The organism is Clostridium pabulibutyricum (assembly GCF_058242705.1).
Window position 1 is genome coordinate 200995 of record NZ_JBZAYZ010000003.1, and the last position, 13857, is coordinate 214851.

The 13857-nt window shown below is 34.8% G+C and carries 12 protein-coding genes and 1 pseudogene; 3 read left to right on the forward strand and 10 right to left on the reverse strand.

What is annotated here, in order from left to right; all coding sequences use genetic code 11:
* The first annotated feature begins 38 nt into the window (after nt 1–38).
* Together AC4CVH_RS06085 and AC4CVH_RS06090 are read left to right on the forward strand one after the other, a co-directional pair.
* Nucleotides 39–911, forward strand: coding sequence for a CvfB family protein (locus tag AC4CVH_RS06085; protein ID WP_490786858.1), 873 nt, complete (start codon nt 39–41; stop codon nt 909–911).
* Nucleotides 912–985: 74 nt separating this feature from the next.
* Nucleotides 986–1828, forward strand: coding sequence for a ComEC/Rec2 family competence protein (locus AC4CVH_RS06090; protein ID WP_490786859.1), 843 nt, complete (start codon nt 986–988; stop codon nt 1826–1828).
* On the opposite strand, the gene AC4CVH_RS06095 is transcribed toward AC4CVH_RS06090, so the two are convergent.
* Nucleotides 1821–4439, reverse strand: coding sequence for a calcium-translocating P-type ATPase, PMCA-type (locus AC4CVH_RS06095; protein WP_490786860.1), 2619 nt, complete (start codon nt 4437–4439; stop codon nt 1821–1823). The two genes, AC4CVH_RS06090 and AC4CVH_RS06095, sit on opposite strands and share 8 nt — an antisense overlap.
* 166 nt (nt 4440–4605) lie before the next feature.
* On the opposite strand from AC4CVH_RS06095, the gene AC4CVH_RS06100 reads away from it, so the two are divergent.
* Nucleotides 4606–5028, forward strand: a complete 423-nt coding sequence (locus AC4CVH_RS06100) for a YaaR family protein (RefSeq protein ID WP_490786861.1) — start codon at nt 4606–4608, stop codon at nt 5026–5028.
* Between the two features lie 93 nt (nt 5029–5121).
* On the opposite strand, the gene AC4CVH_RS06105 is transcribed toward AC4CVH_RS06100, so the two are convergent.
* From AC4CVH_RS06105 to rhaB, 9 genes and pseudogenes are all read right to left on the reverse strand, one after another.
* Nucleotides 5122–5574, reverse strand: a complete 453-nt coding sequence (locus AC4CVH_RS06105) for a Fur family transcriptional regulator (RefSeq protein WP_490786862.1) — start codon at nt 5572–5574, stop codon at nt 5122–5124.
* Between the two features lie 27 nt (nt 5575–5601).
* Nucleotides 5602–6120 carry a gamma carbonic anhydrase family protein gene (locus AC4CVH_RS06110; protein ID WP_490786863.1) on the reverse strand — a complete coding sequence of 173 codons (519 nt, stop codon included), beginning with the start codon at nt 6118–6120 and terminating at the stop codon, nt 5602–5604.
* Between the two features lie 68 nt (nt 6121–6188).
* Nucleotides 6189–7220: an AraC family transcriptional regulator gene (locus AC4CVH_RS06115; protein WP_490786864.1), complete on the reverse strand. Its 1032-nt coding sequence runs from the start codon at nt 7218–7220 to the stop codon at nt 6189–6191.
* Between the two features lie 191 nt (nt 7221–7411).
* Complete coding sequence (locus tag AC4CVH_RS06120; RefSeq protein WP_490786865.1) at nt 7412–8677, reverse strand: MFS transporter; 1266 nt, start codon at nt 8675–8677, stop codon at nt 7412–7414.
* Nucleotides 8678–8694: 17 nt separating this feature from the next.
* The gene (gene rhaM, locus AC4CVH_RS06125; protein ID WP_490786866.1) at nt 8695–9009 is read right to left on the reverse strand and encodes an L-rhamnose mutarotase; all 315 of its coding nucleotides are present in this window, start codon (nt 9007–9009) and stop codon (nt 8695–8697) included.
* Between the two features lie 83 nt (nt 9010–9092).
* Nucleotides 9093–10253, reverse strand: a pseudogene (gene fucO, locus AC4CVH_RS06130) (lactaldehyde reductase).
* Nucleotides 10254–10281: 28 nt separating this feature from the next.
* Entirely contained in the window at nt 10282–11100 is an 819-nt protein-coding gene (gene rhaD / locus AC4CVH_RS06135) for a rhamnulose-1-phosphate aldolase (protein ID WP_490786867.1), read from the reverse strand.
* Nucleotides 11101–11108: 8 nt separating this feature from the next.
* Nucleotides 11109–12365 carry an L-rhamnose isomerase gene (gene rhaA, locus AC4CVH_RS06140; protein ID WP_490786868.1) on the reverse strand — a complete coding sequence of 419 codons (1257 nt, stop codon included), beginning with the start codon at nt 12363–12365 and terminating at the stop codon, nt 11109–11111.
* 20 nt (nt 12366–12385) lie between these two features.
* Nucleotides 12386–13786, reverse strand: a complete 1401-nt coding sequence (gene rhaB, locus AC4CVH_RS06145) for a rhamnulokinase (RefSeq protein ID WP_490786869.1) — start codon at nt 13784–13786, stop codon at nt 12386–12388.
* Between the last annotated feature and the right edge of the window lie 71 nt (nt 13787–13857).

Sequence of the window (13857 nt, forward strand, 5' to 3'; positions counted from 1 at the left end):
GAATATATTGCAAAATACAAATAAAAAGGAGATTTCAATTGATAAAGGTAGGAGAATTCAATAATTTAAAAATAGTACGAAAAGCTGATTTCGGCTATTATCTGGATGCAGAAACAGGAAATACTGATGACGATATATTGCTTCCGAACGGAAGCGTTTCAATTGACAATATAGAAATCGGAGATGAAATACATTCTTTCATATATAGAGATTCAAAAGACAGATTGATAGCTACAATGAAAATTCCTCTTGCAAAAGCGGGAGACATCGCCTATTTAAGGGTTATTTCAAACACAAGCTTCGGAAGTTTTATAAATATAGGACTTGAAAGAGATGTTTTCGTACCAATGGTGGAACAAAAATTTAAATTAATCCAAGAAGCAAAATATCTGTTCTACATATACGTAGACAAGACCGATAGACTGGCAGCTACTACAAATATAGACAAATATCTTGAAAACATCAACCTGGAAGACAGTGAAAACCTAATTCAAAATAAATACAGGATTGGCGACGAAGTCTGTGGAACAGTTTATGGTTTCCAGAAAAACGGTACAATAATGGTAGCAATAGATAAAAAATATCGTGGAATAATTCCAAGGAATGAATGTTTCTTCGATATTTCACCTGGCAGTGAAATAAATCTGAGAATTAAAAAGTTTTACGAAGACGGCAAAATTGTACTTACACCAAGACAGCGTCCTTCACGTGAAAGAATTTCTCTCGAAGATACAATATTAAAGTACCTTAAGGAACATGACGGATTTATGAAATACAATGATAAAAGCTCCCCCGATGAAATTCGCAATACCTTTCACGAAAGTAAAAACTACTTCAAAAATGCATTGGGAGGTCTTATGAAGAAAAATCTCATAAAACAAGATAAGACTGGTACATATCTCATAAAATAAATTGAATATTAAATCCCGCAATACAGAAAATATAAACGAACTATATATTTATATATTGCGGGAGGAAATATTTTATGAAAAAAAGAATTGTATTGTTCTTTACAATAATATTTGTAATATGTACGGAAAGCATCACATCTGCAATGTTTGAAAGTACACAAGTTCATTTCATAGATACAGGTCAAAGTGACTGCACGCTCATAAAATCAGGCAGTACACACATCTTGATAGATACAGGTCAGGCTTATTACACAAACAGAATACTAAAATACTTGAGATTTAACAAAATAAACAGCCTCGATGGAATAATAATTACACATTACCATGATGATCACTATGACGGCCTGTTAAAGATAGCCCAGACTCTCAAAGTAAACAAGGTATATCTGCCAAACAACAAAAACAATATAAAGCACAATCTTTCAAAAGCTCTTTCAAAATTTGACACACAGGTTAGGTATATAGACAATGGCTGGAAAATAAAATATCCAAAATTAAACCTTACTGCAATTGGACCTGTAAACAAAGATATAAACCACATTAACAGCAATTCCCGTGAAAACAACAATTCAATAGTGCTTCAAGGTAAAATCGGCAGTCACACTTACCTTTTTGCAGGAGACTGCGAAAAAAGTGAAGAGGATGACATGATAAAATCAGGCAAGCTCAAGAAATGCGACATAATGAAAGTCCCCCATCATGGAATAAATACAAGCACAGGAATTCAATTTCTAAAGAAAACAAAACCAAAGATTGCTGTTATAACAAGCAATTCTAAAACGCCAAACAGCAAAGTTGTAAGCAGGCTTTTAAAGAAAAAGATTACTGTCCTCAAAACAAATGATCAGGGGACTGTTACAGTCAGTGAAAATACAATCTTCTGCAGTAAAAACAACATAAAGATAAAAGTCAAATAACACTTTTGTCTTTTCTAAAAATCTTGAATATCTCATTTAAGACAAGAGGAAGAAGTGAGATTAAAGTCACAAATATCCAGTCTCTCGCTGTCAGTCTGTATACCTTGAAAAGCGACGAGAGAGCTGGAATCGTTATTATTATATTCTGAAGCAATATCCCGACAATTATTGCAAATACAAGATATTTATTTGTAAAAATTCCTATTTTAAATATGGATTTCTTGTGATGTCTTACACTCAATGTATAAAAAAGCTGAGATACACTCAATACCACAAAAGCCATAGTCTGTGCATGCATTATGGAATCAGGATAAAAATGTGTTCCTGCATAAAACGCAAAAAGCGTTGTAAATCCTATTATAACTCCGTTTAAAAGCAGAGAATATCCATTCCCATTCGAAAACAATCCCTCTTTGGGATCTCTCGGTTTTTCTTTTATTATGTCAGGATCACCCGGATCAACACCAAGCGCAAGTGCCGGCAAACTATCAGTTATTAAATTTATCCAGAGAAGATGTATTGGTCTTAAAATTGCAGGCCAGCCAATTACTATGGCTATAAAAAGAGCTGCTATTTCTCCTATATTACAGGAAAGAAGAAAATTTATAGATTTTTTTATATTGTTGTATATATTTCTTCCTTCTTTTACTGCTGAAACTATAGTTGAAAAATTATCATCTACAAGTATCATATCTGCAGCACCCTTTGCAACATCCGTTCCCGTTATTCCCATGGCTACACCTATATCTGCAGCTTTAAGAGAAGGTGCGTCATTTACTCCATCGCCTGTCATCGAAACAATATTTCCGTTTTCTCTCAATGCTTTCACTATCTTGACCTTGTGCTCGGGAGAAACTCGTGCAAACACTCTCAAATTGTCTATTCTCTCCTTTATTTCCTCCTCGGTCATGTTGTCAAGTTCCGCACCAAGTACGGCCTGTGATTCATCATCGGCAATTCCAAGTTCTTTTGCAATTGCAAAAGCAGTATTTTTATGGTCTCCCGTTATCATTACAGTTCTTATACCGGATTCTCTACACTCTGCAATAGATTTTTCTGCATTTTCCCTCGGTGGATCTATCATTCCATATAGTCCCACAAATACCAGATCTTTCTCAAGGTTTTCCATTTTATCACGAGTGTCAATTTCTTTATATGCCATTCCAAGAACTCTCAGTGCATCATCAGACATTTTATTTGATGCTGAAAGTATCTTTGACCTTATCATATCATCCATGGATGATATCTCACCATTTAAGTAGACCTTTGTTGATATATTGACAAGGTTATCCACAGCACCCTTTGTTATTACTCTTAATTTTTCTCCGTACCTGTTTACGGTTGTCATAAGTTTCCTTTCTGAATCGAAAGGTACTTCGTCTACTCTTGGATGCTCCTTTTCAGTTGAAGACTTTGATATTCCAAATTTTGAACCTGCTTCAAGAAGTGCAATTTCAGTTGAATCTCCTGCTTTTGAATTTGCTGAATATACGGCATCATTACACAAAACCATTCCTTCGGCAAGAATCCTTTGTCCGGTTTCCTCAATATCCAGTTTGGATACGTCATTTACTTCCGTTCCAGAATAAAATTTTGTTACGGTCATCTTATTTTGTGTTAGCGTCCCTGTCTTGTCGGAACAGATTATATTCACGGCTCCAAGAGTTTCAACTGCTGGAAGCTTTCTTACAACTGCATTTTCCTTTATCATTTTCTGGACACCTATTGCAAGAACTATTGTAACTATGGCGGGCAGTCCTTCAGGTATTGCTGCAACTGCAAGACTTATAGCCGTCAAAAACATTTCAAAAATATCCCTACCCTGTAAAAGCCCTATAACAAAAATAAGTGCACATACAAAGAGTGCCATTATTCCAAGCAGTTTTCCAAGACTTGCAAGCTTTTTCTGAAGCGGAGTGAGGTTTTTACCGCTTTCATCCAGCATCTTTGCTATTTTTCCCATCTCCGTATTCATTCCAGATGCAACTGCAATTCCAGTACCTCGCCCATAAGTTACAAGTGTCGACATAAACGCCATATTTTTCTGATCACCAGGTGATATATTTTGATCCTCACAAATCACATCAGAGCTTTTTTCAGAAGGCAGTGACTCACCTGTAAGTGCCGATTCTTCTATTTTAAGGCCGGCGCATTCAATAATTCTAATATCACATGGAACATATCTTCCTGCATCCAAAAGTATTATGTCTCCCGGTACAATATTCTCGGAAGGTATTTCCTGAACCTCCCCATTACGTCTCACAACAGCTTTGGGGGTTGTCAGCTTCTTTAAAGATTCAAGTGCTTTTTCAGCCTTGGACTCCTGAATCACACCTATGACAGCATTTAAAATTATTACAACAGCTATAATAACAGCATCACTTATCTCATTTAAAAATATGGAAACTGCCGCAGCTGCAACAAGAACATATATGAGAGGGTCATTTATCTGTTCAAACATAAGACGCAGCATTGATTGCCTTGTTCCATCCTTAAGCTTGTTTGGTCCAAATTTTTCAAGTCTACTTGAAGCCTCCTGATCTGTCAGACCATCTTTGAAATCTGATTCCAGATTCTGAACGATATCCTCGCTCTTTTCATTAAACCACATGCAATCACCCTGCCTTATCAATCAATTTTAAAGTACATATAAAATTATTTTTTGAATATAACTAATAATTATACTAAAAATTTGTCTATGTATATATTTTTACGCTAATATTAGTTATAATAATAAGTAAATCGTATATTACACAAAAGAAATATGGAGGTATGTCATGGAGATTTCTAGAATAGGCCGTTCCTCTACCACGTCTTCAAAGAACAAAAATATAAAGGTAAAAAAGGATTTTTCACAAAGTTTCAATTCACACATGGAAAAAAGATCCCAAGAACAGTTAAATGAAATGTTCAACAACATAAAGAAAAAAGGGAACAGACTTGCTATAACAAAATGCTATTCGGATGTAAAAGCTTATAAAAACATGATACGTGAATACCTTGAATCGGTAATGAGTTATATGTACAGTATAAAAAAGGACATAAGTTTCTGGCAGACTCAGTATTTCATAACTGTGGAAACAGTGGACAAAAAACTTGAGGAACTTACAAATATGCTTATGGGTGAACAAAAGGAAAATCTAAATGTTGCATCTACAATAGATGATATAACAGGACTTCTTGTGGATATATACAAATGACACTACTTGAAACGGCAGTGTCATTTTTTTATTGCATTTTCATACTGGAGACACTATATCATACTATGAAACATACAGCCTGCATGTGAAAATTTATCTTACATTTTCCTTCTCAAGGCAATCTCTGCATATTCCATAAAAAGTGAGGTCCAATCCTTCCAGTTTGAAATTATACTTATCTTCTATCTCACTGAATTTATTCTCAACAACAACTTTGTCTATATCAAATATGGAATTACACCTGACGCACATAAAATGGCATTTTTTATCTTTGTGTACGCTGTCCAGATACTCATACCTGATATATTTGTCTCCAACATCAAGTTTGTCTATTATTCCGACCTCATCCAGCAGATTGATTGTTCTGTATATTGTTGCAAATCCTATTTTACTATCTTTCTTCCGAACAAGCTCGTATATGTCTTGCACTCTCAAATGCTTACCTTTGTTTTCTTTTAAGACATCGACTATCATCTTTCTCTGGGCAGTGTACTTGTAGCCTTTATCTTCAATTATTTTTTTAAATGTATCTTCTTTTTCCGACATAAATCACCTCTTGAGATAAAACAAATTTTATTTATTTATATTATATTCACTATATTTTTTAGATTCGCAAGCATAGTGTTCAGCAGATTCTTTTATATTTTCAATTTCATCTTTTGTAAGTTTTCTAACTACTCTTGCCGGTGAACCCATACAAAGAACCCCGGAAGGTATATTTTTATTTTCAGTTACAAGACTTCCTGCACCAATTATAGTATTATTCCCTATAACTGCTCCATTCATGATTGTTGACCCCATACCTATGAGGGACGAGTCCCCTATCTCGCATCCATGTATTATGCAACTGTGACCTAAAGTTACATGATTTCCTATTTTTACTTCATTTGTTTCTTCACAGTGAATCACACAATTGTCCTGAACATTCGTCTTTTCTCCTATGTTTATGGAATTCGAATCTCCTCTAACAACCGAGTGAAACCATACATTTACATCCTTTTCGAGCTTTACCCTTCCAATGACATCTGCATTATCTGCAACAAAACATGTGCTGTCTATATTCGGAATATTTGATTCAAATTTTCTTATCATAATTCCACACCTCTTTAAAATAGGTTAAATCCTTATAAAAAGTATAACATAAAAATAGGAAAAACAAATTACTTTAATTTGTTTTTCCTATTTGAATTAATCTTACTTTTCCTGTATTCATCAGGAGTTATACCTGTATCTTCCTTGAATTGTTTATAAAAATAACTTAAATTCGAATATCCAACCTTTAAAACAATATTTAATATAGATGTATCAGATTTTTCAAGTAAATATTTTGCGCGTTCTATTTTCATATGTCTTTGAAGTTCCTTGAATGTTTTTCCTGTAACTTTCTTAACAAGCTTTCCCATATAATCGGTGTTATAATTAAAATGTTCTGCAAGATCTCTGAGATTCGCATTTCCATGATCCGAAGCCATGTATTCCATGATTTCAACATATATACTTGAATCTATTTTGTAAAGTACGCTGTTTGGCAAATATCTATTATAATACCTTAGAAGTTCATTGAACAACAACATTATATAAGCTTTTATTGCAGTTTTCATGCCATTTTTTTTCTCGTAATACTCCATTAAAATATCAATCATGAAATTCCATACTTTTTGGTTCTTAGAAGTCTTGAAATACAAAAACTGCTTGAATTTGTTTTTTTCGTACAGAGCTTTAACTATAAAATTGGACATTAAATCATTGTATGCTATCTGCTGCATAAAAATCCAATCAAAAAACTCCTTTTTTATAAGAACATTTATTGCTATATCGTCTTCACCTGATTCTTCAATGCTATGTTCCACATTCATGTCAAGAATTAAAATTTCACCCTTTTTTACTTCAATAAATTTGTTGTCAACATTTTGTCTTATAACTCCAGAGTAAACAAACACAAGCTCTATATAGTCATGCTTGTGTTTATTGAATTTAACAAATCTGTCATGTTTGTGAATAGCTATGTCTTCAGATGTTTCCATAAGTTTGGAATTATTTATAGTCCAGGTATTTTTCATAACTTTATTTGAAAAATACTTTTCCAGTTCCGCATTATATCTCTTGTTTTCTGTATATCGGGATATCTTATCCAATCTTTCCTCACTGGGATTCATCTCTCTGAGCTTTCTGTCCAAATCTCTGATATCCATATATATCACCTTTTATAAATATTTATTCAATTACTTTCTATTATCGGGAGCCCAATAACAAATGCACGCTACTCCATGAGTTTTTCCCTATTTAATTATATCATTGTAAATGGCCGCCCGACCATCCACCAAGGCTTCCAACCACTACTACATCTTCATAAGGCATTTTTCCCTTTCTATTGAATTTTAAATCACTTAAAATCACTTCCATATCTCTGCTTTTCTATTTCATGAACACTCATTCCCCTTGTTTCAGGAGTATATATAAGTCCAATTATCAATTGGGCAATTAAAACCATTACAAGAAACAATCCCGTTTTCTGAAAACCAAATTCAGTAAGCATCGTAGGAAAAATCAATGAAATTACACCTACTCCTGCGCGAACCAGGAAAAATATAATACCTTGTGCTTTTCCTCTATATTGAGTTTTAAACAACTCTACACTCCAAAGTGCAAAAAAGCACTGAGCACTAAATCCTGCCGATATTCCCCATAACACATCAAATATTATAAGAGAAATCCATCCCATCGGCGCAAGTACCAGAATAAGCCATGCCATAACTTCCATAACACACGCAACCGAAAACACTACTTTACGATTCCACACATCACCTTTTCTTATAAATACTAAATAAGTAAATAAAATTGTTAAAAACCATATAAGTATATTCAATGCATTTGATTGCAAATTATCCAAATTTCCTATTTTACTAAAAATAAATGGAAGAAAATATCCCTGTAATCCAGCAACCAAATTCCACAAGGTATAAGTACCTGCAGCAAGAATAAACGCATGTCTATTCGCCTTTATTGTAAATATTTCACTTGTATGTGCTTTGACAAAATTGTTGGACTTTTCTTTTTCCTTCTGTTCAACCCACAACCTTGATTCTTGAATTTGCTGCTGTAAAATCCACGTAATCAATGCAACTACAAACAATATTCCAAACATTATTCTATTTCCCAAAAGTCCATGCCTGTTTAAAAATATTGACAAAATAAATATAGTCATTGGTGCAAAACCCCATGAGAATTGACCCCATCCTATATTGGAACAGCGTTTTCCAGTGGGCGCCTGTTCACCCAAATAACTCCATGATGCAGGAACCACCGCTCCAACAGCTATTCCAGTTATAATATATCCAGCCAGCAGCATAGGGAAATTCATTGATAATGTTATTAGTGCAACTCCTATCATGTATACGATCAAATCATACCTGTAAATAAATTTGCGCCCATACTTGTCCGAAAGCGGCCCTCCTATAAGTGCTCCAACTGCAGCACCAAATCCATTCGCACTTACCGCTCCAAGCAGTCCCAGAGCCATATCATTCAAATGTAAAAAGTTTATCCACAATGTAAGTCCACTTGCTCCTGCTACAATAGCTCCTGCATCCAAAAAATTCGACATGGATACGGTTATTGTCTCTTTAAAATTAGTTTTATTAGTAGCCATCTATATTCCTCCAATCATTAATCCATATGGAATACTTCTTTCAAGTCAATTGTTACAGGACTATTATCAGGATTGGTATCCATTATATCCTTCATATAATCCCACCACTTCTGGCAAACTTCCGTTTCCGCACTTTTATTCCATTTTTGCTCATCTTCTATTTCAAGATATCCAAATAAAATATTTGTTTTTTTATCTAAATAAATTGAATAGTTACTTCCTCCATATTCATGTATCATGTTAACCATTTCAGGCCAGATCTGACTATGCCTTTTTTGATATTCCTCATGAAACCCTTCATAAACCTTCATCATAATTCCTTTTCTAATCATTTATACTTTCCTCCAATTTGCATTTGGACCGGCCTACGTTACTTTCGCGTAAGACCCAGTCCAAAGAATAAATTTATAAACTCTTAAGCAAAAGCTCTTTTATATATACAAAGAATGTCAGCTTCCGAAGTATCTCTTGGATTCCCCGGTGTACATACATCATTCAATGCAATTTCTGAAAGCTTCTCAAGGTCCTTCTTGTTTACACCAATTTCAGACAAGGTCTGTGGAATACCTATTTTTTTAGACAGTTTTCTAACGGAATCCACTGCGGCCTTTCTATATTCTTCCTGACTTAATGAATCTACATTAGGAACTCCCATTTGACGTGCTATTTCCCTATACTTTTCTCCAGTAGAAGGTGCATTATATTCCATTACATATGGAAGCAGCAAAGCATTTGCAAGTCCATGCGGTGTATCATAAAATGCACCGAGAGAATGTGCCATTGAATGAACTATTCCAAGTCCAACGTTGGAAAATCCCATACCTGCAATATACTGTGCAACTCCCATTTTCTCTCTTGCATCAATATTTTCAGGCTCGAAAACTGCAGTTTGAAGATTCTTAAATATAAGCTCTATTGCCTTCAATTCAAACATATTTGTTAATTCTCAGGCACCTTTTGTAATATACCCTTCTATAGCATGTGTAAGAGCATCCATACCTGTTGAAGCAGTAAGTCCTTTAGGCATAGAAGACATCATTTCCGGATCAATAACTGCTATTGCAGGAATGTCCTTTGGATCAACACACACCATTTTCTTTACAGCCTTCTCATCTGTAATAACATAGTTTATTGTAACCTCAGCCGCTGTACCTGCGGTTGTCGGAACTGCTATTACGGGTACAGACTTCCTAATTGTAGGCGCTTCCCCCTCAAGAGATTTTACATCGGCAAATTCTGGATTATTTGTTACAATCCCTATTGCCTTCGATGTATCAATGGAGGAGCCCCCTCCTATTCCAATAATAAAATCTGATTTTGAGTCTGCATAGCTTTTAACACCAGTTAATACATTTTCTATTGTAGGATTTGGCTTTACATTGTCATAAATTTCATATGGTATCCCTTCTTTGTCAAGCTTATCGGTTACCTTCTGTGCTACATTGAATTTTATTAAATCCTTGTCTGTAACAACAAATGCTTTTTTGAATCCTCTTTTTTTTACTTCTTCAGGAATTATGGATATAGAACCCTTTCCAAAATAAGAAGTTTCATTAAGAACTATACGATTTATCATATACAATCTCTCCTCACTAAGCTGACTACTAATACAAGAACTTTTCAGGCAAAGTTACTTTGAATTCTTCTGCAAGGTCTCTAAAATTATTTGCCGTTATAGTTTGTTTCTTTCCACCCATGGAGATAACTTTAACAAGAATTTCAGCTGATTTTTCCACAGTATCCATAAGTCCAAACGCAAGATCCAAACTTTCACCTGCAACAAACGTTCCATGATGCGCCCATACTACAACATCAAATTCTTCCATAAGCTTACTTGTTTCTTTTGCTATTGCCGCTCCGCCAGGAACCATCCACGGAACCACTCCGACTCCCGAAGGAAACACTACCGGACATTCCGTTGCCATTTCCCATAGTTCTCTTGTAAACACTTTGCTCTCAAGAGGCAATATAAATGTAAGTGCAATTATATTTGTTGTATGCGAATGATATATGACCTTGTTTTTCCCGCCTGTCACCCTTTTCTTCACCGAGTGACTCATGAGATGAGATGCAAACTCACTTGTAGGTTTTGCTCCATTTGATAGTCCCCATACTATTTTGTAATTCTCCCCCTTTGAGTCTATTTTTGCTATGCCTATGTTCGACTCGGGATCAAGTTTTATATTTCTCATGTATTTTCCGCTTCCGGTTACTAAAAAATATTCATCTGCCAAATTAGGCACGGATACTCCTATTGGAATGTACTCGGAATTTTCATCAAGCTGATCCTCTATATCCTTTATTTCATTTTTTTCTATTCTGTAGCTAAGGTTGCCTCCGTTTCGTTCATGCCATCCCTTAAGCCAGGCATCATATGTTATTTTTATATAGTCTTTCATAAACCTTGTGTCTTGGATTTTCACTTTTATCCCTACTTTCTTTTTGACAGTTCTTTTTTCTCGTAATCTTTAACCTCATCCAGCCATGCCTCTCTGACAGGAACATTATTTATCTGGCAGTAATAATCCCAGACAGCCCCCAATGGATAAGTTTTGAATTCCTCCATTATTGCAAGCCTGTCAGTGTAATTTTCCTGTTCTTGAAGTTCTTTTAATTTTTTATTTGGAAGAAGCATTGCATTCAAAAGCGCCTTTATCATATTTCTTGTTCCTATAGTCCATGCAGCAATCCTATTTATGCTTGCATCAAAGAAATCAAGTCCTATCATAACCCTGTCGAGTGCATCATTTCTTACTACTTCCTTTGCAAGTTCCTTGAGTTCATCGTCCAAAACTATTACATGGTCACTATCCCAGCGAACCGGTCTGCTTACATGCAAAGCAACTTTGTCCGAAAACAAAAGCATGGATGATATTTTGTCCGAAACCACTTCCGTTGGATGATAATGTCCTGTATCCATGAGACACAATACATCATTTTTTGCTGCAAAATTCATATAAAATTCACTTGAACCTACTGTATATGATTCAGCACCTATTCCAAAAACTTTTGATTCTACAGAATCCAGATTATATTTTTTATCTATTTTTTCCTTGAATATCTGCTCCAGAGAATCCTTGAGACGCCTTCTTGGTCCAAGTCTGTCACTTGGAATATCCTTGTATCCATCCGGTATCCACAGATTTGTCAAGCATGGTTGTCCAAGTTCTTTTCCAAAGTATTCCCCTATTTTTCTTGAAGCAATACAATGTCTTATCCAAAAATCACGAATTTCTTTGTTTGGATGGGAAAGCGTAAGTCCATCATCTGCCTTTTCATGTGAAAATATAGTAGGATTAAAATCAAGTCCCAATCCATTCTTTTGAGCCCATGAAACCCAATTTTTAAAATGTTCCGGCTTTATCTCATCCCTTTCTACAAATTTTCCATCAGTTTCAGCGTATATTGCATGAAGATTGATTTTATGCTTGCCAGGTATAAGGCTGAGCGCTTTTTCGAGATCTCTTCTAAGTTCCTGGGGATTTCTTGCTTTTCCTGGATAATTTCCTGTTGCTGCAATTCCTCCGGATAATTCTTTCTTGTCCAGTTCAAATCCTTCAATGTCATCTCCCTGCCAGCAGTGGATTGATATTTTTATTTTTTGCAATTTTTTTAAAACTTCATCAACATTTATTCCCCATTTTTCATATTCCTGTTTTGCCAATTGGTATTTTTCTTTAACATTCATTTAATTTACCTCACTTTGATTTATTTAAATTCTTTGATATTAAAAGACTTACCTATCAATTTTCTTGCCTCGGCCAAATCTTTGCACACTCCAAAACTTAATAGCTGAGCTGAAATATTTCCTATGGCTGTGGCTTCCGACGGACCTGCAAGTACTGTTTTTCCTGTAACCCTTGCAACCAACTCATTCAACAAATTGTTTTTACAACCGCCGCCAAAAATATTTATCTTCTTAAATTTCTTTTCAAATATTTCTTCAAGAGATTCTATGGACTTTTTGTAACTGCAGGCTAAACTATTAAAAACACAAAATGCAATTTCCCCTATATTGCCCGGAACCTTCTGATTCGTTTCAGAACAATAATTTTTTATCTCTTTAATCATGTCTACAGGTTTCATGAATCTGTCATCATCAACATCGATTATTGAATCAAAGTCGCTGCATTCTGAAGCCAGTTCTGCTATTTCAGAAAAGCTGTACTTTTCACCAATATTTCGTCTGACCTCCTGAATAATCCAAAGCCCCATTATATTCTTTAAAAATCTATATCTATAATCTATTCCACCTTCATTCGTAAAATTGCAATTCATAGCCTGTGGAACGCATATCGGAAAACGATTTTCAACACCTATAAGAGACCAAGTCCCAGAACTTAAAAATATGCTGTCTTCTGTATTACCACATACTGAAGATATAAAAGCTGACCCTGTATCATGTGAAGCTACCAGTATAACCTCTGAATCAAACCCAAACTCATCTACAAGTTCTTTTTTGAATCCACCAAGCCTTGTGCGTGGGGAATTTATTTCTGGAAAAATTCTTTTGTCTATATCAAAGGTATCCAAAATATTTTCATCCCAGGTTCTATCAAAAGAATTCAAAAGCTGTGTTGTTGAAGCATTGGTATATTCTGCAGTCTTTTTGCCTGTCAATAAAAAATTCAAATAATCTGGTATCATCAAAAATGTTTTAGCTCTTTTTAAATAATCTCCGTATTTTTCTTTTGTTGAAAGCAGCTGATACAGAGTGTTGAATCTCTGGAACTGTATCCCGGTATAAAAATATAACATATCCTTAGGTATCTTTTTAAAAGCCTTCTCCATAATGCCCTCGGTTCTATCATCTCTGTATGATACCGCTCTTCCTATCAATTCATCATTTCCATCGAGAAGAACATAATCCACTCCCCATGTATCTATTCCTATACTTTTTGGAATTTTTCCTATTTCTCTACACTTTTTTATGCCATTCTTTACTTCATCAAATAATCTTTCAATGTCCCAGCAGTATTCATCATCTACTTTACTTATTCCATTTTTAAATCTGTATATCTCTTCAATTTTTAATTTCCCGTTTTCTACATGTCCTAAAATATGTCTTCCACTGGAAGCTCCAATATCTATGCCCAAATAGTATTCCATAGCGCATAACTCCCTACCTTAAGTTTATTAATTGATTGATATGCTTGTCTTTACTACGATTATAAGGTGAT

What these genes read in the sequence shown, in the direction of transcription:
- AC4CVH_RS06110 (WP_490786863.1), bottom strand. Translation starts at nt 6,120, where the DNA reads ATGATAAGAAAATTTGAATCAAATATTCCGAATATAGACAGCACATGT.
- AC4CVH_RS06120 (WP_490786865.1), bottom strand. Translation starts at nt 8,677, where the DNA reads ATGGCTACTAATAAAACTAATTTTAAAGAGACAATAACCGTATCCATG.
- AC4CVH_RS06090 (WP_490786859.1), top strand. Translation starts at nt 986, where the DNA reads ATGAAAAAAAGAATTGTATTGTTCTTTACAATAATATTTGTAATATGT.
- AC4CVH_RS06105 (WP_490786862.1), bottom strand. Translation starts at nt 5,574, where the DNA reads ATGTCGGAAAAAGAAGATACATTTAAAAAAATAATTGAAGATAAAGGC.
- rhaA (WP_490786868.1), bottom strand. Translation starts at nt 12,365, where the DNA reads ATGAATGTTAAAGAAAAATACCAATTGGCAAAACAGGAATATGAAAAA.
- AC4CVH_RS06095 (WP_490786860.1), bottom strand. Translation starts at nt 4,439, where the DNA reads ATGTGGTTTAATGAAAAGAGCGAGGATATCGTTCAGAATCTGGAATCA.
- rhaB (WP_490786869.1), bottom strand. Translation starts at nt 13,786, where the DNA reads ATGGAATACTATTTGGGCATAGATATTGGAGCTTCCAGTGGAAGACAT.
- AC4CVH_RS06100 (WP_490786861.1), top strand. Translation starts at nt 4,606, where the DNA reads ATGGAGATTTCTAGAATAGGCCGTTCCTCTACCACGTCTTCAAAGAAC.
- rhaM (WP_490786866.1), bottom strand. Translation starts at nt 9,009, where the DNA reads ATGATTAGAAAAGGAATTATGATGAAGGTTTATGAAGGGTTTCATGAG.
- AC4CVH_RS06115 (WP_490786864.1), bottom strand. Translation starts at nt 7,220, where the DNA reads ATGGATATCAGAGATTTGGACAGAAAGCTCAGAGAGATGAATCCCAGT.